This is a genomic window from Streptomyces scabichelini (assembly GCF_011045015.1).
Lineage (GTDB): Bacteria > Actinomycetota > Actinomycetes > Streptomycetales > Streptomycetaceae > Streptomyces > Streptomyces scabichelini.
Window position 1 is genome coordinate 64953 of the sequence record NZ_JAAKZY010000011.1, and the last position, 22116, is coordinate 87068.

The 22116-nt window shown below is 70.0% G+C and carries 10 protein-coding genes; 2 read left to right on the plus strand and 8 right to left on the minus strand.

Annotation, left to right across the window (positions count from 1 at the left end; all coding sequences use genetic code 11):
• Nucleotides 1–55: 55 nt before the first annotated feature.
• The 6 genes from G5C60_RS05860 to G5C60_RS05885 form a co-directional block, all read right to left on the minus strand.
• Nucleotides 56–1276 (minus strand): SGNH/GDSL hydrolase family protein, encoded by a 1221-nt coding sequence (locus tag G5C60_RS05860; RefSeq protein ID WP_165255204.1) that lies wholly within the window; start codon nucleotides 1274–1276, stop codon nucleotides 56–58.
• Nucleotides 1277–1286: 10 nt separating this feature from the next.
• Nucleotides 1287–3299: a glycoside hydrolase family 31 protein gene (locus G5C60_RS05865; RefSeq protein WP_165255207.1), complete on the minus strand. Its 2013-nt coding sequence runs from the start codon at nucleotides 3297–3299 to the stop codon at nucleotides 1287–1289.
• Entirely contained in the window at nucleotides 3299–7051 is a 3753-nt protein-coding gene (locus G5C60_RS05870) for a beta-galactosidase (protein ID WP_338145707.1), read from the minus strand. The genes G5C60_RS05865 and G5C60_RS05870 overlap by 1 nt, the downstream gene beginning before the upstream one ends.
• Entirely contained in the window at nucleotides 7048–10692 is a 3645-nt protein-coding gene (locus G5C60_RS05875) for a beta-galactosidase (protein ID WP_165255209.1), read from the minus strand. The genes G5C60_RS05870 and G5C60_RS05875 overlap by 4 nt, the downstream gene beginning before the upstream one ends.
• Nucleotides 10689–12563, minus strand: a complete 1875-nt coding sequence (locus G5C60_RS05880) for a DUF4091 domain-containing protein (RefSeq protein ID WP_165255221.1) — start codon at nucleotides 12561–12563, stop codon at nucleotides 10689–10691. The genes G5C60_RS05875 and G5C60_RS05880 overlap by 4 nt, the downstream gene beginning before the upstream one ends.
• A 142-nt stretch (nucleotides 12564–12705) precedes the next feature.
• Complete coding sequence (locus tag G5C60_RS05885; protein ID WP_338145708.1) at nucleotides 12706–15699, minus strand: TIM-barrel domain-containing protein; 2994 nt, start codon at nucleotides 15697–15699, stop codon at nucleotides 12706–12708.
• 331 nt (nucleotides 15700–16030) lie between these two features.
• On the opposite strand from G5C60_RS05885, the gene G5C60_RS05890 reads away from it, so the two are divergent.
• Both G5C60_RS05890 and G5C60_RS05895 read left to right on the plus strand, forming a co-directional pair.
• The gene (locus G5C60_RS05890; RefSeq protein WP_165255224.1) at nucleotides 16031–17875 is read left to right on the plus strand and encodes a glycoside hydrolase family 15 protein; all 1845 of its coding nucleotides are present in this window, start codon (nucleotides 16031–16033) and stop codon (nucleotides 17873–17875) included.
• 57 nt (nucleotides 17876–17932) lie between these two features.
• A complete protein-coding gene (locus G5C60_RS05895) occupies nucleotides 17933–20923 on the plus strand; it encodes a helix-turn-helix transcriptional regulator (RefSeq protein ID WP_165255276.1) in 2991 nt (996 codons plus the stop codon).
• Nucleotides 20924–20973: 50 nt separating this feature from the next.
• Here the strand turns inward: G5C60_RS05895 and G5C60_RS05900 are convergent, their stop codons facing one another.
• Together G5C60_RS05900 and G5C60_RS05905 are read right to left on the minus strand one after the other, a co-directional pair.
• Nucleotides 20974–21576, minus strand: coding sequence for a DUF6624 domain-containing protein (locus tag G5C60_RS05900; protein WP_241266533.1), 603 nt, complete (start codon nucleotides 21574–21576; stop codon nucleotides 20974–20976).
• Nucleotides 21573–22097 (minus strand): ATP-binding protein, encoded by a 525-nt coding sequence (locus G5C60_RS05905; protein WP_165255227.1) that lies wholly within the window; start codon nucleotides 22095–22097, stop codon nucleotides 21573–21575. The genes G5C60_RS05900 and G5C60_RS05905 overlap by 4 nt, the downstream gene beginning before the upstream one ends.
• Nucleotides 22098–22116: the final 19 nt, after the last annotated feature.

A 22116-nucleotide genomic window follows, 5' to 3' on the forward strand; every position in this document is an offset into this window, starting at 1 on the left:
GTCCACGCAGGTGTCCAGGTCGATGTCCACGTAGATGTCCAAGCACGGGTCCTCCTCAGGAACAGCCGCGGCCGAGCCCGAGCGCGGCGAGGTCGATGGAGTCGGCGAAGGCCTTCATCCCGGCGTCGTTGGGGTGGAGGTGGTCACCGGAGTCGTACGCCGCACCCAGCCGCCGCGGGTCCGCCGGGTCCCGTACCGCCCGGTCGAAGTCGGCGTAGTCGTCGAAGACCCCGCCGGAGTCCCGGACGAACTCGTTGACCTGCTGCCGCCGGGCCTCCGTCTCCTCGCTCCAGCCGCCCCAGGTGAAGTCCTTGTACGGCGTGATCGTGGCGCCGACGACCCGCATCCCGCGCTGGTGCGCCCGGTCGGCGATCTCCGTCATCCCGGCGATGATCTGCTCGGCACTGGCCCCGCCGAGATCGTTGATGCCCTCGAAGAGGATCAGGGTCCTGGCTCCCGGCTGGGAGAGCACGTCGCGTTCGAGGCGGTCCAGGGCCGAGGGGTTGGTCGCGGTCCCGGCGGTGATCCGGTTGCTGGTGATGCCCGCGTTGAGCACCCCGGCGCCGGGCAGGCAGGCGTTGAGGCGGGCGGACAGCAGGTCGGGCCAGCGCTGGTTGGTGTCGGCCGTCGAGAAGGACCCGTCGGTGATCGAGTCGCCGAGCGCCACCACCGACCGGGCTTTCGGCGCGGTCACATCGACGCCGCTGAGGAACGGCCAGCTGGTGGTGGTCCAGGTGAAGGCGTCACCGGCGGTGTCGGCGGCGTGGTCACCCGCCCCGTAGTCCGTCCAGTACACGGTCTGCTGCGCCCACCAGTGATCGGTGATGTGCGTGACCTGGCCGGGCAGATGGAGGCTGACCACGAGGTCGGCCAGGGCCGGTACGGAGAGTCCCACCGGATCGCTGACGGCCTGGCCGCCCGCCGGGATGGTGACCGCGCGCTTCCCGCCGAACCGCAGGTCGTACGGGCGCGCCACGGCGGAGCCGCCATCGCGCAGCCCCACGGTCGCGTGCCCGATGGTCACCGGGTCGGTGGCGTAGGCGTTGGTCAGGCGGATGCGTACGGATGAACCGCCGACGCTGGTGTGGACCGGCATCCGTACCGTCACCTCGGACATCCCCGAGACGTCGTAGTGCTCGCTCGGCGCGGTCGCCCAGGTCCCCGTCCAGCCGCGCCGATCGTCCTGCTGACCGGCCTCGGCGGGCGCCATCGTCCCCGCCACGACGGCCGCGACCGCCAGGAGCAGAGCCGCGAGCCTGCCGCGGATCCCGTGCATGTGCCGCCCCTTACCGTTCCGCGCCGGTGCGCTTGAGTGCCTCGTACGCCTTGGTGGCGCCCTTGGCCTTGAGGTTCACGAAGGCCGGGGTCACCCCGAGCGGGGCCGCGTATCTCTTGAGCGTCACGGGACCGCGGACGACCTTGCCGTTGGTCACGTCGCGCCATGTTCCGGTCGGCAGGAAGACGTCCCGGGTGGTGCCTTCGTCGAGCTTCGGCGCGGCCAGCACGGCCGGACCGAGCATCCACTCGTCGGCGACCGTGTAACTCGCCTCGTCCTTCGGGAAGTCGAAGAACAGCGGCCGCATGATCGGATCACCGGTCTTCAGGGTGCTCTGCACCTGGTCCCAGATGTACGGGGCCAGCCGCTCGTGCGTCGCGATGGCCGACCGGTAGAGGTCAACCGTCTCCCGGTCGTAGCCGACCCAATCGCCGGTCGTCGCGTCCCGGACACCGGTGGGCGAGGTCGAGGCGTACATCAGCGGCATCAGGGAAGCCGCCTGTGCCCAGCGGGCCAGGACCTGCTTGGTGGGCGGCGGGTAGCTGAGCGAGCCGCCGATCATGTCGGTCTCGACGAACGGGTAACCGATCGTCGAGACCGCCAGGTTGGCCGAGACCGCCGCGCGCAGCCCCGCGAAAGTGGTCGGCTTGTCGGCCGTGCGGGTGGCGAAGCCCTTGTCCTGCGCGGCGTTCCAGGCGACCCGCAAACCCGCTCCCTGCTGGTCGAACTCGTCGGCCAGCTCGGTGCCGTACTTCACGTAGTCGGCGCGCGTGGCCCCGGGATAGGGGGCGCACCGGTCGTCGAAGAAGGCGGTGTCGAACTTGAACCCAGCGACCCCCAACTCGCTTGTCTGCGCTTTGAGATCCTCGGTGTACCACTGCCGCGCGGCCGGGTTCGCCAGGTCGATCAGCCCGGTCTGGCGGCCGTTCCACCAGGTGAACAGGCAGGGTTTGGTCGGGTCGGACGGGTCCTTCAACAGATAGCCGTTGTCGACGGCTTCGGAGAAGTTGGCGGCGGTCTCGGGCATGTACAGGCCCGTCCACATGCCCAGGTCGAAGCCGAGGCGGCCCAATTCCTTGGACAGGCCCGGAAGATCGGGGAAGCGCTCCTCGAAGTCGGCGGCGATCACGCTCTCCTCGATCTGCAGGGCGTGTCCGCCGAGCCCGGCGCCGACCAGTGCACGGGCCCAGTCGAGGACGTTCTCCTGGTTCTGCTCGCCGTAGAGCTGGGCCCAGGAGTTCCACAGCGGGGTGGCGTACTGCTCGTAGGAGGTGTCGGAGCGCTCGGGCTTGCCGACCAGCGCGATGTGGTCGCGGTAGACCTCGGCGGGGGTGTCCTCGACGAAGACAGTGGAGGCGGCGGGCCGTTCGCCGGTGACGGTGAACTCGCCGAGTCCGTTGCCACCGGAGTTGATCCGCACGTCCATCGGATCGTTCGTTTTCGCGCGCAGCCCGGTGGCACTGGAGGTGTACCAGAACGGGGAAACCACCTGGTACGACGCCGGGCTGAACCCGGTGTCCACCAGCTGCCCGGAGTCCAGCGGCCACGGCTGGACGGTCTGGTCGCTGTTCTCGCCGTGGCCGTACCAGTGCCCGGCGCTGTTCAGCTCGTACGCCGTGCTGAGCACATCAGCGGTGGCCCCGGACAGCGACCAGTCGACGTCGTACCGATCGGAGCGCAGCGTGATCTTCAGGGCGATGGTGACGCCCGGCAGGTCGGTGGCGGCGGTGACGCGCAGGGTGTTGCCGTCACGCGTGCTGCCGGTGACCTCCCGGACGAGGTACCAGTCGCCGTCGATCCGGAACCGGAACGCGGCGGGCGAGGTGGCCAGGACGGTCCTGCCTTCCCGCACCGTGGTGAGGGCCAGCCGGTCTGTCGCGACGTGCAGTTCGTAGCCGGGCGTCGCAAGGGTGATCGGCCCGGTTTCGGCGGCGGTCGCCGGGGCCGCTGTGCCGAGCAGCGGGGCGGCCAGGATCAGCGCTGCCGAGCAGCGGCGGACGGTTCGCCTTCCGATAGCGGGCATCAGGCACCGCCGCCGCAGGTCAGCTTGGCGTCCGCCCAGTCCGCGTGGTCGAGGGCGTTGCCGTCCCCGGCGTCCGAGACGACGAGTTCGAGCCGCCGCGCGCCTGCCACGTCGACGTCGATCTCCTTCGTCGCCGTATCCCGGTCGACGGTGCCGCTCTCGTAGACGGGCGTTCCGTCGGCGAGGACGGTGTAGGTGACGGTGGCCGGGCCGTCGGACCGGCCGTAGGTCTCCTGGTCGAGGCCGAGCGCGGCGTGGAAGGTGGTGCAGGTGCCGCCGAGCCACACCTGGGCGCTACTGCCCGCGTGGGTGCCGAGGCCCTTGTCGTAGACGGTGTCGTGCAGGGTGAGCGGCAAGCCGTCGCCCTCGGCGTTCTCGCCGTTGGACTGGTCGCGTTCGACCGGCCCCCAGCCGTTGCTGCTGGACTGGAACGGCAGATCGCTGACGTAGTGTTCGCCGGCCGTGAGCGGCGGTGGCTGCGCCGCCACCACCTGTTCACCGGTCACCGAACCGGGTTTGCCGCGCTGGGTGAAGTCGGCGGTGACGCGGATGATCGCGACGGTGCCGGTCTTCTGGTCGGTGGGAACGGTGACGGTCCACTGGGCCTTCGCCGAAGCACCGGGCTTGAGGGTGCCGAGTCGCACCGGATCGGCCGGGGTCGCGGTCCAGCCGTCCGGCAGGTTCGGGCTCAGCGTGAGGTCGCGGAGCGTCTGGCCGTTGTCCGGAACGGCGGCCGTCGCCGTCACCTGGTAGCTGTTGCCCGGCTCAACGGTGTCGGGGGCGTCGACGGTCACCCGCGCCGGGGTGGCCGGGTCGGCGTAGGTGGCGGCGTCGTAGGCCGGGGCGGCCACATCGGTGACCTTCAGCGAGGAAGTGACATTGCCGAGTGTGGTGAGGCCGACCTTTCCGAGGCCGCCGCTCTTCGCGTCCTCGCTCCACGAGGCGATGGCGATGGTGTTCTTGCCGTCGGCGCGCAGAATGCCGTTGGGGATGGGGAAGGTGTGCTGGGGGCCCGTGTCGTTGACGTAGTGGCCCATCAGCCAGCCGTTGACATAGATGAGGGCGCGGTAGTTGCGGTCGGGGTCGTCGGTGATGGTGACGCCGACGGAGACGTCCTGGCCCTTGGGCAGGCGGGGGTTGAAGGTGGTGCGGTACCAGGCGATGCCGGGGGTGTTGTCGGTGGCCGGCAGCGTGGCGTCGTCCCAGGAGCGGTCCGGGTAGCCGGGCAGGGTCCAGCCCGAACGCTCCCCGTACAGGCCGCCGTTGTTCATGTGCCCGCGCACGGTGTCGACGGGCTGCTCACCGCCCCGGGCGCCCTGGATTCGCCAGGTGATCTGCGCGTCGGATCCGGCGAGATAGGCCGTGGTCAGGCCGCGCGGCTGCTTGTGGTCGTCGCTGTTCCAGGTGAAGTCCTCGTTGTGGCCCATGGTGCCGACCAGGACGGAGATCACGTTCTCCTTGCCCTTGTGCAGCAGGCCTTCGGCGATGGGGAACGTCTTGCGGCCGGTCTGGCTCGTCCCGGCGAACTTCCCGTTGATCCATACCGAGTACGCGCCCACCGCCGCCGACGAGGTGTCGGGGTTGGTGGCGTATCCGGTGAGGGACAGGGACTTCTCCGTGCCGGTGGCCTTGAAGCGGCCGCGGTACCAGACGTAGCCGTGGTGGTAGCCGTACTCGTCCTGGTAGAGCACCGGCAGAGTCCCGGGCTTGGTCGGGTTGTTGGTGGTCAGCTTGTCGGCGTACGTCCAGGACGAGTCGTCGAAGTCCGGGGCGGCCTCGGGGGTTTCGGCGGACGCCTTCCAGCCGGTCAGCTCGGGGAGCTTGACGTCCTTCGGGCCGGGCACGGTGCCCAGCAGGCTGCCCGAGGAGGTCGGTTTCACCTTCAGGGGTACGCCGTTCCAGGTGACGGTCCGTACGCCGGGTGGGGCGAAGACCTCCAGCGGGCCCGTCTTCTTCGCATCGCCGGTGAGGGCGAGCGTCGTCCGGCCGGTGACAGACGCCGTACGGACCAGTTCGGTGCCGCGCTCCAGGACCGGACCGGCCGCCGTGTCCTGCCGCCAGAATCCGGCGGCCTCGTCGTCGGTGCCGATGAGCAGCAGCAGATCGGGGCGACCGCCGCCCTGGACGAGGACCCGGGTGAGGCCGGAGTGGGTGTAGTCCAGCTTCAGGTCACCGCGCTCGGCATCCCAGGTGGCGTCCGCCTTGCCGTCGAGCACAGTGACCTTGGGCTCGGTGGAGTAGCGGAGCACGGTCTGTCCCGGGTCACCTTCGCCGCCGTACAGCACGGCTTGCGTGCGGTCACCGGTCCGGGTCCGTGTGCTGGTCAGCAGCTCACTGGTGGAGTAGACGAGCCGCTGGCCGCCGCCGAGGTCGTGGCCCGCGACGAGGATCTTGCCGGTCTTGCCGTTCAGCCGTGCGGTGACCGGATACGTGCCGTCGGGGGTCTGCCAGTCGAAGGTGGTCGTGGCGTCGGCGTCGGCCATCGGGTCGCCGTGCCGGAGGTAGAGGAACCGGGTGTCGGTGTCCGGGTTGGCGCGGGCCTCGATGTGCACGGCGTTGTTGGACGAGGCGGGTGCGTCGGCCGGATCGGTCGCGGTGAGCGGTCCCGTGGTGGTGTAGAAGAGGCCCTGCCGCTTCATCTCGTCGTAGTCGGCGCCGGTCTGGCGCGGCTCGCTGATCGGTGCGCCGTAGTCGTACGAGGTGTAGACCTGACGCGGGTCGGCGAGCCAGCCCCAGTTGGTGCCGCCGTAGGTCATGTAGAGGTTCTCGATCGTCGTGCCCTGCATGACCTCGTGCTTGTTGACGATCTTCTGGTAGGCGGGGCCCATCTTCTCCCGGCACTTCTCGTAGCCGGTGTCGCCCCACGTCTGGAACCAGCCGGTGCCCGCCTCGAAGATCGCCAGCGGTGCGTCGTCCTGCTGCCGCTTGAGCGTGGGCAGCCACCACTCCCCCTTGCAGAAGGAGTTGTACTGGTCCAGCTCGCCGACGAAGTCCAGGCCCTCACCGCCCGCGTACTGCGGCATCGGCTCGTTGCCGACGAGGGGCACGGTGATGCCGTCGGCCCTTACCTGCTTGGAGAGTTCGACGATGTGCTCGCGGCCGTCCGGGTCGTACAGCTCGTTCTCGACCTGGTAGAGCAGCACCGGCCCGGTGCCGTCCGTGACCTGGCGGCGGGCGAGGATCTTGTCGATTTCCTTGAGCCACTCGCGGGCGGCGTCGAGATATTCGGGATCGGTGGAGCGGGCCTGTCCCTTCTGGGTCATCAGCCAGCCGGGGAAGCCTCCGCCGTCCGTCTCGGCGTTGATGTACGGCCCCGGCCGGGCGATGACATAAAGCCCTGCCTCCTCGGCCATGTCGAGGAGCTTGTCGACGTCACGGACACCGGTGAAGTCGTAACGGCCCTTCGCCGGGGAGTGGAAGCCCCAGTCGAAGTAGATCGAGACGGCGTTCATACCGCTCGCCTTGATCTTCTGGAGCACGTCGCGCCACAGGTCGGGGCTGGGGAGCCGCCAGTAGTGGAACTCTCCGGACCAGACGAAGAGCCGCTCGCCGTCGACCTTGACGGAGTACTTGTCGTAACTGACCGTGTGCGGCGTGGCCTTGGCGGCCATGCCGTCCTCCGCGACTTCCGCGACTTCGGCGGCCGGGACCGTGGCGTGGGCGGGCACCGCCGCGGACAGGACCGCGAGCAGTACGGCGGCCAACGCTGCGGCCAGCAGGGGACGCAGGTGTCCGACGCGGGCGAGGTTCACGAGGTGCCTCCCGCACAGGTCAGCTTGGCGCCGCCCCAGTCCGCGTGGTCCGTGGACACATCGCCGTCGCCGTCGACCAGCAGGTCCAGCCAGCGGGCGCCGGTCACGTCCACGTCGACCGCGGCGCCGGCGTCGGAGCCGTACAGCACCGGGGTGGTGGCGAGGGAGCGGCCGTCGGCGATCACCTGGAAGGAGACGCTGCCGTTGTCGCCGACCTCGTCGTCCACCCCGGCGGTCGCGGTGAACCGGGTGCAGCCGCCGCCGAGATAGACCCGGACCTGGCTGTTCGCGTGTACGCCCAGGCCCTTGGCGTAGGTGGTGCCGCCGACCGAGAGCGTTCGCCCGTCACCCGCCGCGGACTCGCCGTTCGAGGCGTCCTTCTCGACCGGGCCCCAGCCGTTGACCGCCTTGACCAGGGTCAGGTCGCTGACGTAGGCGTCGTCGGACAGCCCCGGCGGCGGCACCTGCACGGCGCGTACACCGGTGACCGTGCCCGGACGGCCGGGCTGCGTGAGCTGGGCGGTCGCGGACAGGACGGCGTAGTGGACCGGGTCGCCGGGCGGGGTCACGGTGTAGGCCGCGGTCACCGTGTCGCCGGGCCGGACCAGGTCGAAACGGGTGGTGTCGTCGGTGGTCGCGGTCCAGCCGTCCGGGACCTTCAGCGCCAGCTCGACGTTCCGGGCGGTCAGCGCGTCCTTCGGCACGGTGAGGGTGACGGGGACCTTGGTGGCGGTGCCGGTGCTCAGGAACGGCTCCGCGTCGACGGTGACATGGGCGCCCGCCGTCGGCATGGCGTAGGTCGCGGCGTCGTACGAGGGGGCGCCCACCGCACCGACCTTGATCCCGCCCGCCGTGGCGCCGAGGTCGACGAGCTTCGCCGAACCCGGCCCCGCGCCGGCCTCGGTGGACCACACGGCCAGGGCGATGGTGTTGCTGCCCTGCTCGCGCAGGATGCCCTTGGGGACGACGAATCGTGTCTGCGGTCCGGTGTCCGGCAGATAGCGGCCGATCAGCCAGCCGTTGACGAAGATCTGGGCGCGGTAGCCGGTGTTGCCGCCCGCGGCCTCGGCGAGATCGAGTGCGATCGCGTTGTCCTGGCCCTGCGGCAGGTCGAGCCGCGCGGAGGTGCGGTACCAGCGCACGCCGGGCCCGGTCTTCCCGGTCTGCCCGGAGAGGGTGGTGCTCTTCCAGCCGCCGTCGGGGTATCCCGGCAGCGACCAGCCGGCCCGCTCCCCGTACAGCCCGCCGTTGTTGTAAGGGCCCCGGGCGGTGTCGACCGGATCCTCACCACCCCGGCTGCCCTGGATCTTCCAGGTGAGGGTGGAGGCCCCGCCGATCACCTCGGCGGAGAGCAGACCGCGCGGCTCCTTGGAATAGTCGTGGCCCCATTCCTCGTTGTGGCCCGCGTTCTCCACCAGGACGGACAGCACGTTGTCCCCGCTGTCCTTCAGCGTGTCCGCCGGAATGTCGAAGGTGTGCGCGCCGTCGCCGGAGGTGCCGAGGTGGCGGCCGTTGAGCCAGACCGCGTACTGGCCGGTCCTACCGGTCTTGGCGTCGAGTGCGAGCGCGGTCGCAGCACCGGTGGTTCTGAACCGGCCGCGGTACCAGACGTTGCCGTGGTGGTAGCCGTACTCGTCCATCGCGAGGACAGGCAGCGAGCCGTCCAGGGCGGGGTTGTTGGCGGTGAGGTGGTCGGCGGTGGTCCAGGCGGAGTCGTCGAAGCCGGGAGCGGACTCCGGTGCCTCCTCCTTGTACTTCCACGTCGTCAGCGCGGGCAGCCCGACCGGGCGCGGCGCCTGGGTGACGGCGACATCGCGGCCGTTCCAGGTCACCTTCTCGGCGTCCGCGATGACCTCGATCTTGGTGGCCTTGGTGGAGTCGCCGGTCAACTTCAGGGTGCCGTCGGCCAGTTCGGCCGTACGGACGAGGGACGGTCCGCGTACGAGGACCGGGCCCTTGGCGGTGTCCTGCCGCCACCAGTGGGCGGTCTCGGCGGTGTCGGCGATCAGCAGTTCCATGCCGTTCACCAGCACCCGGGCCAGGCCCTTGTGGGTGTAGTTCAGCCGCAGGTCGCCGCGTTCGGCGTCCCAGGTGGTGGTGACATCGCCGTCGAGGATGGTGACCTCGGGCCGTTCGGCATACCGCAGCACGGTCTCGCCGGTCTCGCCCGCACTCCCGTACAGCATCGCCACGTCCCGGTCGCCGATCCGGGCGTGCGTCATGATCTCCGAGGTGGAGTAGACGAGCCGCTGGGTCTTGCTCAAGTCGTAGCCTGCGACGAGCAGTTTGGCGTCCCGGCCGTCGACGGTGATCGTGCCCTGCTGCGGTACACGCGGGTACTCGCCGTCCGCGCCCTTCAGCGACAGGGTGGTCTCGTCCTTGTCCTTCACGCGGGTGTCGGCGTGCCGGACGGTGAAGAACTGGGTGCCGTCGTCGGGATTGACGCGCCGGTCGATGCGCAGGGCGTCGTCGGACGGGGCCGGGGCCTCGGCCTTGTCGGTGCGCGCCAGCGAGGTCACGGAGTTGACCATGTACCCCAGGCGCTTGAACTCCTGGTACTTGTCCGTCAGTTGACGGGACTCGTTGATCGGGGCCCCGTAGTCGTACGACGTGTAGACCGCGTTGGGGTCGGCGAGCCAGCCCCAGTTGGTGCCGCCGTACGTCATGTAGAAGGACTGGCCGCTCACCCCGGCGGCGATGTTCATCTTGCTGAACACCCGGGTGAAGTCGGTGCCGGTGAGTTTCGCGCAGTCCTGGTATCCGGTGCCGCCCCAGGGGTCGAAGGCGCCGCCCTGTGCCTCCGGGATGATCAGCGGTGACTCGGGCTTCCACTCATTGACGTACGAATAGTCGGGCAGGTTCTTCCAGGTGTCGGGGTCCTTGCAGTCGAATCCCTGCGGGTAGGCGTCGAAGCCGTAGATGTCCGGGGCGCCCTTGCCGCTGACCCAGTTCTTGTTGGCGCCACCGTCGTTGACGAAGGTCGGGACGTCGATGCCGTCGGCCCTCGCCCAGTCGATGAGCGTCTGCATGTAGTCGGCGTCCTGACGGCCGCCCTGGTACTCGTTCTCGACCTGATAGAGGATCACGTTGCCCGTGCCGCGCGTGAGTTGGTGGCGCGCGATGATCGGGTTGATCCGGCTCATCCACTCCCGGGCCGCCTTCATGTACTCCGGCTCGGAGGTGCGGTTCACGCCGGCCTGTGTCTTCCGCCAGGCGGGCATGCCGCCGCCGGAGACCTCCGCGTTGATGTACGGGCCCGGCCGGGCGATCACATACAGGCCCGCGCGCTCGGCCTCGTCGAGCAGCCGCTCCACGTCACGGGTGCCGGTGAAGTCGTACGAGCCCGGCTTGGCCGAGTGGTAGCTCCAGTCGAAGTAGAGCGAGACCGCGTTGAATCCGCCCGCCTTGATCTTCTGGAGCACATCACGCCAGGCATCCGGGCTGGGCAGCCGGAAATAGTGGAACTCGGCGCCCCAGATGTACAGGGGTTTGCCGTCGACCCGCACGGAGTACTGGTCGTAGGTGACGGTGTGCGGGGCCCTCGGCTCCTCTTGAACCGGTGCCGCGGCAGCGTTCGCGCTGGTCAGGGGCATGACAGACAGGACTGCGGCGAGCAGCAGGGATCTCCACTTCCCCCTCATGACGTCAGCCCCTTCACGACTGCCGCCCGCGCGGTCTCAATGTCGTTGACGTCCTTCGTCCGGCCGTCGAGGTTCCGGGTCGCGGTGGTGAGGGCCTCCGTCAGCGCCTCGCTGTCGGCGCCGCCGTCCTTCTTCCGCAGCTGGGCGATGAGTTCGTAGTCCTCGATGCCCTCCTTCAGCTGCTCCCAGCGGATGCTGGACATCGGGCCGTCCTGGCCCGGGTAGACCAGGTACTCGTCGCCCTGCGTGAAGATGTGCACCGGCTGCTTGAAGGGGTCGCTGGTCCAGCTGTTGTACGACCAGCGCAGGAAACCGTCGAGGTTCCGCTGGGCGGAGATCCAGGGCAGCATCCGCGACTCGACGGCGGGTGAGTACGACAGCGTGTTGGGGTGGGCCGGCGCGCCGTACACATAGAAGGTCGTGGTCTTGCCTGCCTTGCGCCGCTCCGCCACCTTCTCCTTCGTCATCGCGTCGATGCCACCCCAGTCGACGGACAGGTTGGACGCGACACCCTCGGTGCTGATCGAACCGGCCACGGAGATACGGTCGTCGAAGGTCGGCGCGACCTCGTGGACGAAGTCCTTGACGACCGTCATCGTGCTGATGGGCCGCTCGTCGAAGGACAGCCAGGTGTCCTCCAGCCAGCCCTTGGCCTTCAGGTGCTTCTCGAAGGCGGGCAGGAACGCCCCCCATGCCTCGCGCCAGCGGTCCCCGCCGAGGTCGACGTTCTCGTAGACGGTCTTGCCGGTGCGGGTGTCGGTGTAGGTGAGGTGCTCCTGGTCCTGGAACGCCAGCATGGAGAACGCGCCGATGTCGGGGCCGAGACCGGCACGTCTGGCGGTCTGGACGTACTTGTCCCAGCGGCCGAAGTCGAAGGAGAACTTCTCTCCGTTCCAGGTCCAGCCCACCATGCTGGTGTACGGCGTGGCGGTCTGCGACTCCCGGGTGCCGAGCGACCACTGGTGATGCCACGGGTTGTCGACGATGGTGGTGTTGATGACCTTCTGGCCGCGCGAGGCCAGGTCGCGGTTGTACTTCTCGATCAGCTGCCAGTGCTGGTCGGACCAGAGCTTGACGCCGTGGTTCTTGGCCATCGTCTCCGGCTGCGCCCAGACGTCGAGGAAGAAGTCGTAGTCCTTCGGGTCGGGCACGCTCGCGTCCGCGACCTCGATGGTCAGCGGGTAGGTGGTCTGGGTGCGGCCGTCGGCGTTGACCTTCACCGTGCCGGTGTAGGTGCCGGGCTCGGCCGACTTGGGGATCTGGAAGGTGAACCACAGCGGCTGCGCCGCGTACGCGGGGACGTCCACGGAGGACCGCTCCTCGAGCGCGTCGCCGACCACATCGGGGTTGCGGTCGCCGGACACCTCCTTGCCGGAGCTGACCTGGTCGATGGTGGCGGACCAGTCGACCTCGCTCTTGGAACGCTGCACGGGCACGTACTTGACGAACCGGACGTCCGTGTCGGCGCCGGACAGCTTCGCTCCGCCCGGCCCGGTGAGGTCGCCGACCACGGCCTTGACGTCGTCGAGGTCCTGACCGGAGGCGATCGCCAGTTGCGCGGAGACCTGCTCGTTGCGCACGGCGGAGAGCTTGAGCTCCTTGGTGTCCTTGCCCTGGATGGCGGTCATCGGATAGCGCGGGACCCGCTCCTCCGCGGAGCCGGCGAAGGAGCCGGTGGGAACCCAGGTGATGGTGTCCCTGGTGCCCATGGCGTCGGCGACCTTGACGGTCAGCCAGGTGGTGGTGGCCTTGGAGTTGAGGTCGGAGCCGGTGGTCGTGCCAGTGGGGCCGGTGACGGCGATCGCGGTGGTGCTCGCGGCCACGACGACGCCCGCGACGAAGCCGGCGACAACTGAGGACGTACGTGCCATGGGGGTGGGTTCCCTCTCTCACGGCTGTGCAGGGAGTTGGTCCCCGGCAGACCCCCCGGGGGGGTGGGAGGCCTGCCGGGAAGCGGGGGTGGTGACGAGTGACGCCAGTGGCTTCAGTGCTGTCAGTGGCGCCTGTGGTGTGTCAGGAGGTGACGGAGAATCCGCTGAAGACGGCTTCGATGTTCTCGCCCGGATAGTTGACGTTGGCCGCGCTGGCGACCATCCCTGCGTCACCGGTGCCGGTGGCCGACGGCACCTGGGCGGTGCCGACCTGCGACCAGGTCTCGCCGTCCTTGCTGGCGTACGCGGTGTAGGTGGCGCCGTCCCGGGTCAGCTTGAGATACGCCGGGTGGTAGGTGGAGCCACCGCCCGCCCAGGTGTCGAGCTTCCCGTCGCCGTCGCTGTCGGTCATGAACTCCAGGCCGTACTGCTCGGTCATGACCAGCACCGCGTAACCGCCCTTCTCCGGCGCGGTCAGGTCGTTGGCGAAAGCGACACCCGCCTTGCCGACCGGTGAGGCGCTGTCCTGGGAGACCAACTGGGCCTGCACGGTGGCCTTCTCCCCGGCCGCGTCGTCGCGGTAGATGACGCCCTTCTCGTCCTTCCAGCCGGACAGGTCCTGGCCGCCCGCCCAGATGGCGAACTGGTCGCCGCTCTGGGCGTATTGGGCGCCCCCGGAGGTGGTGTCGGCCGTCAGGTACGGCTCCTGCACGCTGCCCGGGGCGGCCTTCACCTGCGCCCGCACGGTGTCGGACACCTTCTGCGAGCCGTTGGATCCGGTGTAGGTGACGGTGCCGGTGAGGTCATGGCCGGCCCAGCGGGCGTCGTCGGCCGGGGTCACCGTCCAGGTGGTGGTGAGCGTGGCGCCGTTCTTGAGGGACGGCGCGGTGGTCGGGCCGGTCGCCTTGGCGGTCCAACCGTCGGGCAGGTCCAGGGCCGCCTTGGCGTTCTTGAGGGTCCCGGTGCTCCAGTTGGTCACCTCGGTGGTCACCTCGAACGGCTTACCGGCGTCGGTGGACGGGGCGTCCGGGGTGATCAGGACGGAGGCGGCCGGAGCGTCGTCGCGCTTGAGCGCCTTGACGGCCTTGTCGGCCCCCTTGGCCTTGAGGTTGACGAAGGCCGGGGTGACGCCGAGCGGCGCCGCGTACCCCTTGAGGGTCTTGGGGCCGCGGATCACGGTGCCCTGGTTGACGTCGTACCAGGTGCCCGGCGGCAGATGGACGGAGCGGGTGGCGCCCGTGCTGAGCTTCGGCGCGGCCAGCACGGCCGGGCCGAGCATCCACTCGTCGGTGACCGTGTAACTCGCCTCGTCCTTCGGGAAGTCGAAGAACAGCGGCCGCATGATCGGATCACCGGTCTTCAGGGTGCTCTGCACCTGGTCCCAGATGTAGGGGGCGAGCTTCTCGTGGGTCTCGATCGCCTCCCGGTAGAGGTCGACCGTCTCCTGGTCGTAGTCCACCTTCTGCCCGGTGGTGGTGTCGTTGGTGTCCACCGGGGAGGTCGACGCGTACATCAGCGGCATCAGTGAGGCTGATTGCGCCCACCGCACCAACACGTCCTTCGTAGGTGCGGGCTGGCCACCGGAGCCGCCGATCATGTCGGACTCGACGAACGGGTAGCCGATGGTGGAGATGGCCAGGTTCTGGGTGGCGGAGGCGCGCAGGGAGTCCCAGCCGGTGCCCTTGTCGACCTGGCGGGTGACGAAGCCCGCCTCGTGGGCCGTCTGGTTCCAGTGCACTCGGATGCCGGCGCCCTGGAGGTCGAACTCGTCGGCGAGCTGCGTACCCAACTTCTGGTAGTCCGTGGCCTGGTGGCCCTCGCGCGGCGCGCACTTCTCGTCGAAGAAGCGGGTGTCGAACTTCAGCCCGTCGATGTCGTACGTGTCCATCAGCTTCTTGAGGTTGCCCTCGTACCAGGCCTTGGCTTCGGGGTTGGCCAGGTCGATGATCCCGGCCTGACCGTTCCACCAGGTCACTTCACAGGGCTTGCTGGTGTCCTTGGCGTCCATCAGCAGATAGCCGTTGTCGACCGCGTACTGGTAGTTCTCGGAGTCCAGGTTGATCCACAGGGTGACCCAGATGCCGAAGTCGAACCCCATGTCGTGGATCTTCTTGGAGAGGCCCTTGGGATCAGGGAAGGTCTTGGGATCCCAGGTCAGATTGCCGTAGTTCGACTCCCACTTGTCGTCGAGCTGGATGGTGTGCCCGTCCAGACCGTTGTCGTAGAGGTCGGTGGCGTAGTCGAGCAGTTTCTCCTGGTCGATCTTGGTGTAGAACTGCGCCCAGGAATTCCACAGCGGCTTGGCGTACTGCTCGTACGTGGCGTCGCTCTTGGTCGGCTTGCCGACGATGCCGATGTAGTCGCGGTAGACCTCGAGCGGGGTCGACTCGACGAACACGGTGGCCTTGTAGGTGTCGGGCGACTCGACGATGAACTGGCCGAGGCCGTCCTTGCCCTTGTTGAGCGCCACGTCCATGACGTCCCCGGTGTCGACGTAGAGGCCGGTCGACTTGGAGGTGTACCAGAACGGGTCGATCATGTTGTACGACGCCGGGCCGAAGACCTCGTGGTCGACCTCGCCGGTGTCGAGCGGCCACGGCTGGTTGACGCCGGGGCCGCCCTGCGGGGTCTCCGCCTCGCCGTGCCCGTACCAGTGGCCCGCCGACTTCAGGTCGTACGCCAGCCCCAGTTGCTCGGGGCTGCCGCCCTTGACGTCCCAACTCAGCTCGTAGCGGTCGGATTTGGGTGTCAGCCGCGCCGTGACGGTCGCCGCGTCGAGCGTGGTGTCGGCGGTGAGGCTGAGGACGCCGTCCTTCCACGACCAGTCGGTGACGTCCGTGGCGTACTGCCACTTGTCGCCGGCCTTGAAGCGGAGGGCACCGGTGTCACCGCCTGCGGTGTCGAGCACGACGCTGCCCGAACGGCTGGTGGTGAGGGCCAGTCGGCCCTCGGTGGCCACGGCCACGCGGTAGCCGGGGGCGTCGCGCGTGGCCGGCACCGAGACGGCGATCGCCTCGTCGGTCTTCGTCAACTGCGGTTCGGGGGCGGCCCGTTCGGCATGGGCAGCGGGGGGTGTGAAGGCGAGGGCCAACGCGGCGGCGAGGAGAACACCGAGTCTGCGGGGAAGGGTGCGCACCACTCATACTCCTTCGGCGGAGGGAGGGGAACCGTGACGGTTTCTTGCTTGCGACGCTCACTGTGATGCTCGTTTGTGCTCGATTCCGCAGATGTTCTTGCGTAAAACGTCATCTGTCAACAGCAGCCTCACCGGCCCCCGAGGCCTTGTCAGCCCCCAAAAACCCTGACTACCTGGGCGGTTGAACTCCCCATCGCCTCTGAAGAGACGGCACGGGACATCGGCATCCGACGGTAAATTCCCTGTGAACCACGCGTACTGTCGGCGATGGAGTCGCCCAAGCGTCGTCGTCCGACGCACCATGAGGGAAAGCCGGAGGAAGGCGACAGCGATGATCGACACATCGGCGTACCCGGGCTCAGCCGGGCCCGCTCCCTACCTGCCCATCGCCGAGCACGGGCTGATCGGCGACCTGCGCACCGTCGCGCTGGTGGGCACCAACGGCACGATCGACTGGTACTGCTGTCCGTCCTTCGACGCCCCGAGTGTCTTCGGCTCGATTCTCGACGCGGAGCGCGGCGGGTCCTTCGAGCTGGCCGCCGCCGTGCCGGCGACGACGAAGCAGTTCTACTTCCCGGACACCAACGTGCTCATCACCCGCTTCCTCACCGAGGACGGGGTGGGTGAGGTGCAGGACTTCATGCCGGTCGCCGACGAGACGGCCGCGGCGACCGAGGCCGACCGGCACCGGCTGATCCGGCGGGTGGTCTGCGTGCGCGGGTCCCTCCCGTTCCGCGCCCGGATCGCGCCGAGGTTCAGTTACGGAGAGCACTCGCACACCCTGCGGCAGCTCGAGGACGTGGCGCTGTTCGAGTCCGCCGACCTCTCGCTCGCGCTGACCGCCACCGTGCCCATCGAGTGCGATGATCTCGACGTGACCGCGGAGTTCAAACTCGGCCAGGGCGAGGAAGCGGTGTTCGCGCTCGACCGGGTCGACGGTGACATCGAGGCACGCGGCTGCCCGCACGCCGAGGCGGACGAGCAGTTCGCCGCCACGGTGGCGTTCTGGCGGCGCTGGCTGTCCGCCTCCCAGTACCGCGGCCGGTGGCGGGAGATGGTGCACCGTTCCGCGCTCACCCTGAAGCTCCTCACCTACGCCCCGACCGGCGCGATGGTGGCCGCGCCGACGACCAGCCTGCCCGAGCAGGTGGGCGGCGAGCGCAACTGGGACTACCGGTACCTGTGGGTCCGGGACGCCGCCTTCTGCGTCTACGCACTGCTGCGGCTCGGCTTCACCACCGAGGCCAAGGGGTTCATGGACTTCCTGTCCGAGCGCGTCGACCGGAACGGCGGCGGGCCCTCGGGCCCACTGCAGATCATGTACGGCATCGACGGGCGCACCGACCTTCCCGAGCGCGAACTCGACCACCTGGAAGGACACCTGGGCTCCGCGCCGGTACGCGTCGGCAACGCCGCAGCCAAGCAGCTGCAGCTCGACATCTACGGTGCCCTCATCGACTCGATCTACCTCTACGACAAGTGGGGCGAGCCCATCTCCAGCGACCACTGGGACGCGGTCTGCGCCCTGGTCGACTGGGTCTGCGAGCACTGGGACCAGCCCGACGAGGGTGTCTGGGAGACCCGCGGCGGGCGCAAGAACTTCCTGTACTCCCGCCTGATGTGCTGGGTGGCCATCGAACGCGCCATCCGCATCGCGCGGCGCCGCGGACTGCCCGGCGAGCTGACCCGCTGGGCCGGGGTCCGCGACACGATCTACCGGCGGATCATGCAGAAGGGCTGGTCCACGACCCGGCAGGCGTTCGTCCAGCACGAGGACGACCATGTGCTCGACGCCGCGGTACTGATGATGCCGCTGGCGAAGTTCGTCTCCCCCACCGACCCGAAGTGGCTCTCCACCCTGGACGCGCTGACCGCCGACCTGGTGTCGGACTCCCTCGTCTACCGCTACGACCCCCAGGCCAGCCCCGACGGCCTCCGCGGGGAGGAGGGCACCTTCTCCATCTGCTCCTTCTGGTACGTCGAGGCACTCACCCGCGCCGGCCGGCTCGACGAGGCCCGGCTGACCTTCGAGAAGATGCTCACCTACGCCAACCACCTCGGTCTGTACGCGGAGGAGATCAGCCACACCGGCGAGCAGCAGGGCAACTTCCCGCAGGCCTTCACCCACCTGGCGCTGATCAGCGCCGCGTTCAACCTCGACCGCGCGCTGGGCTGAACCGCCCTGCGGGTGGGCACGTCGCCCGGCGGCACTGTGTCAGTGGTGCGTGCCAGGATGGGGACCGTGTCGACGACCGCTTTCACCACGCCGTTCATCGGCCGCGAGGACGAACTCGCCGGGCTGACCCGGGTACTGGAACGTGCCAGGGCCGGTGAGGCGCGTGCCGTTCTGGTGGCGGGGGACGCGGGTGTGGGCAAGACGCGCGTACTGGCCGAGGCCGCCGGGCACGCCGTGGAGACGGGCACGACCGTTGTCACGGGGCACTGTGTCGACCTGGGTGACGTCGGCCTGCCGTATCTGCCGTTCACCGAGATCCTCGGCGTGCTCGCCGCCGACGAGCGGTTCTCCGCCACTCTGGCGGAGCACCCCGTCGTCGGCCGACTGCTCGGCGACGGCGACGGTGCCCTACGGGACGCGGGCAGCCGGCTGCAGCTCTTCGAGGACATGGCCGCCCTGCTGGCCGACCTCTGCGAGATCACTGCCCTGCTGCTGGTGATCGAGGACCTGCACTGGGCCGACCAGTCCTCCCGCGACCTGCTGCGCTTCCTGCTCAGCCGCGGGATCCTCCAGCGATCCGCGGGCGGCACCCCCACCCACCGACTGGCGGTCTTCGCGTCGTACCGGGCCGACGATCTGCACCGCCGCCACCCGCTGCGCCCGCTGCTGGCCGAGCTGGTGCGGCTGCCCGCCGTCGACCGCCTGGAGCTGCGGCCGATGCCCGACGCCGAGGTGGCCCGACTGGTACGCGCCCAGCGGGCCGCCCCGCTGCCGGAGGCCACCGTCCGCCGTATCGTCGAGAGCGCCGAGGGCAACGCCTTCTATGCGGAGGAACTGCTCGCCGCCACCACCGACACGCTGCCCGGCGGTTCCACTCCGGCGTCCGCCGTGCCCAGCGGCCTCGCCGACGTCCTCCTCATCCGCTTCGAGCAGCTGTCCGCCACCGCCCAGCAGGTGCTGCGCACGGCCGCCGTCGCCGGGCGCCGCGTCGAGCACGAGCTGCTGCACGACGCCGTCGGCCTGCCCGAGCAGGAGCTGGAGTCGGCGCTGCGCGAGGCCGTCGGCCGGCAACTCCTCGTCCCCGGCGAGGACGACACGTACTCCTTCCGGCACGCCCTCATCCGCGAGGCCGTCTACGCCGATCTGCTGCCCGGCGAGCGGGTGCGCCTGCACCGCGCGTTCGCCCGGCTGCTGGCCGGTCGGGGCCACCCGGCCGAGAGCGCGGCGGAGCGCGCCCACCACTCCCGGGAGAGCCACGACCTGGCCGACGCCCTCGCCGCCTCGCTCGAGGCCGCCGACCACGCCGGGCGGATCGGCGCGCCCGCCGAGGAACTGCGCCACCTCGAATCCGCCCTCGACCTGTGGTCGGCGGTGCCCCGTTCCGCACTGCCGGACGACGTCCCCGACACGGTGACGCTCACCCTGCGTGCCTCAGCGGCGGCCGCCCACGCCGGCGAGACACACCGGGCGGTCGCGCTCACCCGCGCCGCGCTCGCCCGCGTCGGCTCGGACACGGACTCCGAGCTGGCCGCCCGCGTCCGGTACACCCTCGCGGGCAATCTGATGCGGGTCGACAGCCTGACGGCGGCGTTCACCTACAGCAGCGAGGCGCTCGCCATGATCTCCGCCGAGCCCCCGTCGCGTACATGGGTGTGGGCCGCGGCCACGCACGTCATGGCGGCGCGATACGTGGGCGAGGACGAGACGGCTCGCCGGGTCGCACTGCAGGCCCTGCGCGTCGCCGAGGAACTCGACGTGGCCGACGCCCGCGCCGACCTGCTGATATCCCTGATCGGTCTCGAAGCGCACAACCGCAGCACCCCGGAAGGCCGGGCCCGGCTGCGGGAGGCACGCGAGCTGGCCCGTCGCGCCGGCAACATCCCCGTCGAGATGCGCGCGCTCTTCAATCTCTCCATCGGCTCGTACGAATCCAGCGATCTGGACGAGTGCCTCACCTGGCTCTCCGAGGGCCTGGAGCGCGCGGACCGCGCCGGGCTCCTCTCCTCGCCGTATCCACTGGAGATGCGCTACCTGCACTCGACGGCGCTGTACACCCTGGGCCGCTGGGACGAATGCGTCCGGACGGCGGACGCCGACGCCGAAGGGCTGCCCGCGGCGGGCGCGTTCGCGATCGGTCCCGCGCTGTACGTGGCCCTGGCGCGCGGCGACCACACGGCCACCGAAAGAGCCCGTGCCCTGCTCGACGGACCGTTCGACTGGATGGCCACGCTCGTCGCGGGCATCGTGCTCACCGACGCCGCGGCCCTGCGGGGCGAGGCGGAGGCAGCCGTCGAGCAGATGCGTACGACGCTCGCGGCGCTCTCCGACGACTCCGGGATCGAGCGCCCCGATGCGGCTGTCCGGCTGGCGGCCCTCGCCCTGTCCGCCGTCGCGGACGCGGCCGCGGAGCTGCGGCTGACCGGCGACGACGCCGGGGCCCGCCGCTGGGCGGACACGGCGACGGAGCTGGTGGACCTGGCCCGGATCACGGCCTCCAAAGGTGAGGACGGCACACAGCAGGGCCCCGAAGGACTGGCATGGCTGGCCCGCGCGGAGGCGGAATGGGCGCGCGCCACCAGCGGGCCGGATGTCGAAGCCTGGGAGAAGGCCGTCGCCGCGTTCGGCTACGGGGACGTCTACGAGCAGGCCCGCTGCCGACTCCGCCTGGCGGAGGCCCTGGTGACGGCGGAGCGCCGCGACGAGGCGGCCGAGCACGCCCGCGCGGCGCGCGACACGGCCGTCCGGCTCGGCGCGGTGCCACTGCGCGACAGCGTGGACGCACTCGTCCGGCGAGGCCGCCTCGCCCAAACGACGACCGCGGCGGATGGGGTTCCGGTGCTGACCTCCCGCGAGAACGACGTCCTGCGGCTCCTCGCCCTCGGCCGCACCAACCGCCAGATCGGCGAGGAGCTGTTCATCAGCGGCAAGACGGCGAGCGTCCATGTCTCCAACATCCTCGCCAAGTTGGGCGCCGCCGGCCGCACCGAGGCCGTGGCCCTCGCCTACCGCGAAGGGCTGATCGAGCACGGGACGACCACGACCGGCTGACGGCCGCATCCAGCTGACGGCCGCGGCTCGCGAACGGCCTGCCGGCCGCCTCATCCCCCGTGACGCAGCATCCGCATCTGCTCGTCGAGCGGGGCAAGCCCGACGTCACGGCGGCGTTCGTCGAGCGTGTCGGGGCAGCGGGTCGGGTACGGGCGGAATGTCGAGGGGTCGACGCGCGTGCCGTAGTACTGCGGCTGGCCCAGTTCGACGGCGCAGTGGTCGGCGATGTACGCGTGATGCAGGGCGGGACAGCGCCCGTCCGCCGTGGCCTGGGCGATCAGGTCGCGGCAGCTGAGCTGGAAGTCGAGATCCGGGGCGTGCAGCAGGATCATCAGGGCCGCCGTCGACGCGGGCGCGCCCACCAGGTCGGCGGTCGGCCAGGCGTGCCGGCGGACGATCGCCTTGAGCGCTTGGGCGTTGTCCTTGCGGCAGTCGATGATGCGGCGGCGAAGGGACGGCGTGCGATTCCGCTGCGCCTGCCGCATGAGCCGCTGTTCCTCCTCGGCCCTGCGGACGAGCTCGCGGGCGAGAGCGGAGGCCAGCGCGGGGAGCACCGCCGTGCGCCCGTTGCGGGGAGCGTCGAGGGCAGGTTCCGTGGATTCCTCGTGCGGCGCGTCGTGGGTGAGGTGCCTCGAGGCACCGGAGCCGTTCATGAGGGCTCCTGGAGCGCCAGCGTGAACCACACGCTCTTGCCCGTGGCGCCGGGGGCGGGCAGCGCGACACCCCAGTCGTCGGACACGGCGGCCACGATGGCGAGTCCGCGTCCGCACTCCTCGGCCGCGTCCGCCGTACGGAACCGCGGAACGGCCGGCGAACGGTCGGCGACCGTCACGCGTACGTCATGGCCGGTGCGCTCGACGATGACGGTGACCGTGTCGCCGGAATCGGAGCTGCCGTGTCTGACGGCGTTGGCGAACAGCTCGTCCGTCGCGAGGACGGCGTCGTCGAGCTGCTCCGGCGTCAGCCGCAGGAGTGTGAGGTGCGCGGCGACGGCGCGGCGCACGACGGAGGCGCGGGACGGCTCGGCGGGGACCACGGTGCGCAGCAGGTGAGGCTCTCTGACAACGGCCGGGACGGCCTCGACCGGCCGTGCCGGACCGGCGGGCGTGTCGTGGTCCGCGCCAGGGGTCAGTGAGGGCGACGGCCGACGGCGGTGCGCACTGGATGCCGTCATCGTGCCTCCTTCATGTGCA

Excerpts from the sequence above, each read along its gene's own strand:
- G5C60_RS05880 (WP_165255221.1), bottom strand. The coding sequence starts at position 12,563 with ATGGCACGTACGTCCTCAGTTGTCGCCGGCTTCGTCGCGGGCGTCGTC.
- G5C60_RS05875 (WP_165255209.1), bottom strand. The coding sequence starts at position 10,692 with ATGAGGGGGAAGTGGAGATCCCTGCTGCTCGCCGCAGTCCTGTCTGTC.
- G5C60_RS05890 (WP_165255224.1), top strand. The coding sequence starts at position 16,031 with ATGATCGACACATCGGCGTACCCGGGCTCAGCCGGGCCCGCTCCCTAC.
- G5C60_RS05905 (WP_165255227.1), bottom strand. The coding sequence starts at position 22,097 with ATGACGGCATCCAGTGCGCACCGCCGTCGGCCGTCGCCCTCACTGACC.
- G5C60_RS05865 (WP_165255207.1), bottom strand. The coding sequence starts at position 3,299 with ATGCCCGCTATCGGAAGGCGAACCGTCCGCCGCTGCTCGGCAGCGCTG.
- G5C60_RS05860 (WP_165255204.1), bottom strand. The coding sequence starts at position 1,276 with ATGCACGGGATCCGCGGCAGGCTCGCGGCTCTGCTCCTGGCGGTCGCG.
- G5C60_RS05900 (WP_241266533.1), bottom strand. The coding sequence starts at position 21,576 with ATGAACGGCTCCGGTGCCTCGAGGCACCTCACCCACGACGCGCCGCAC.
- G5C60_RS05895 (WP_165255276.1), top strand. The coding sequence starts at position 17,933 with ATGGGGACCGTGTCGACGACCGCTTTCACCACGCCGTTCATCGGCCGC.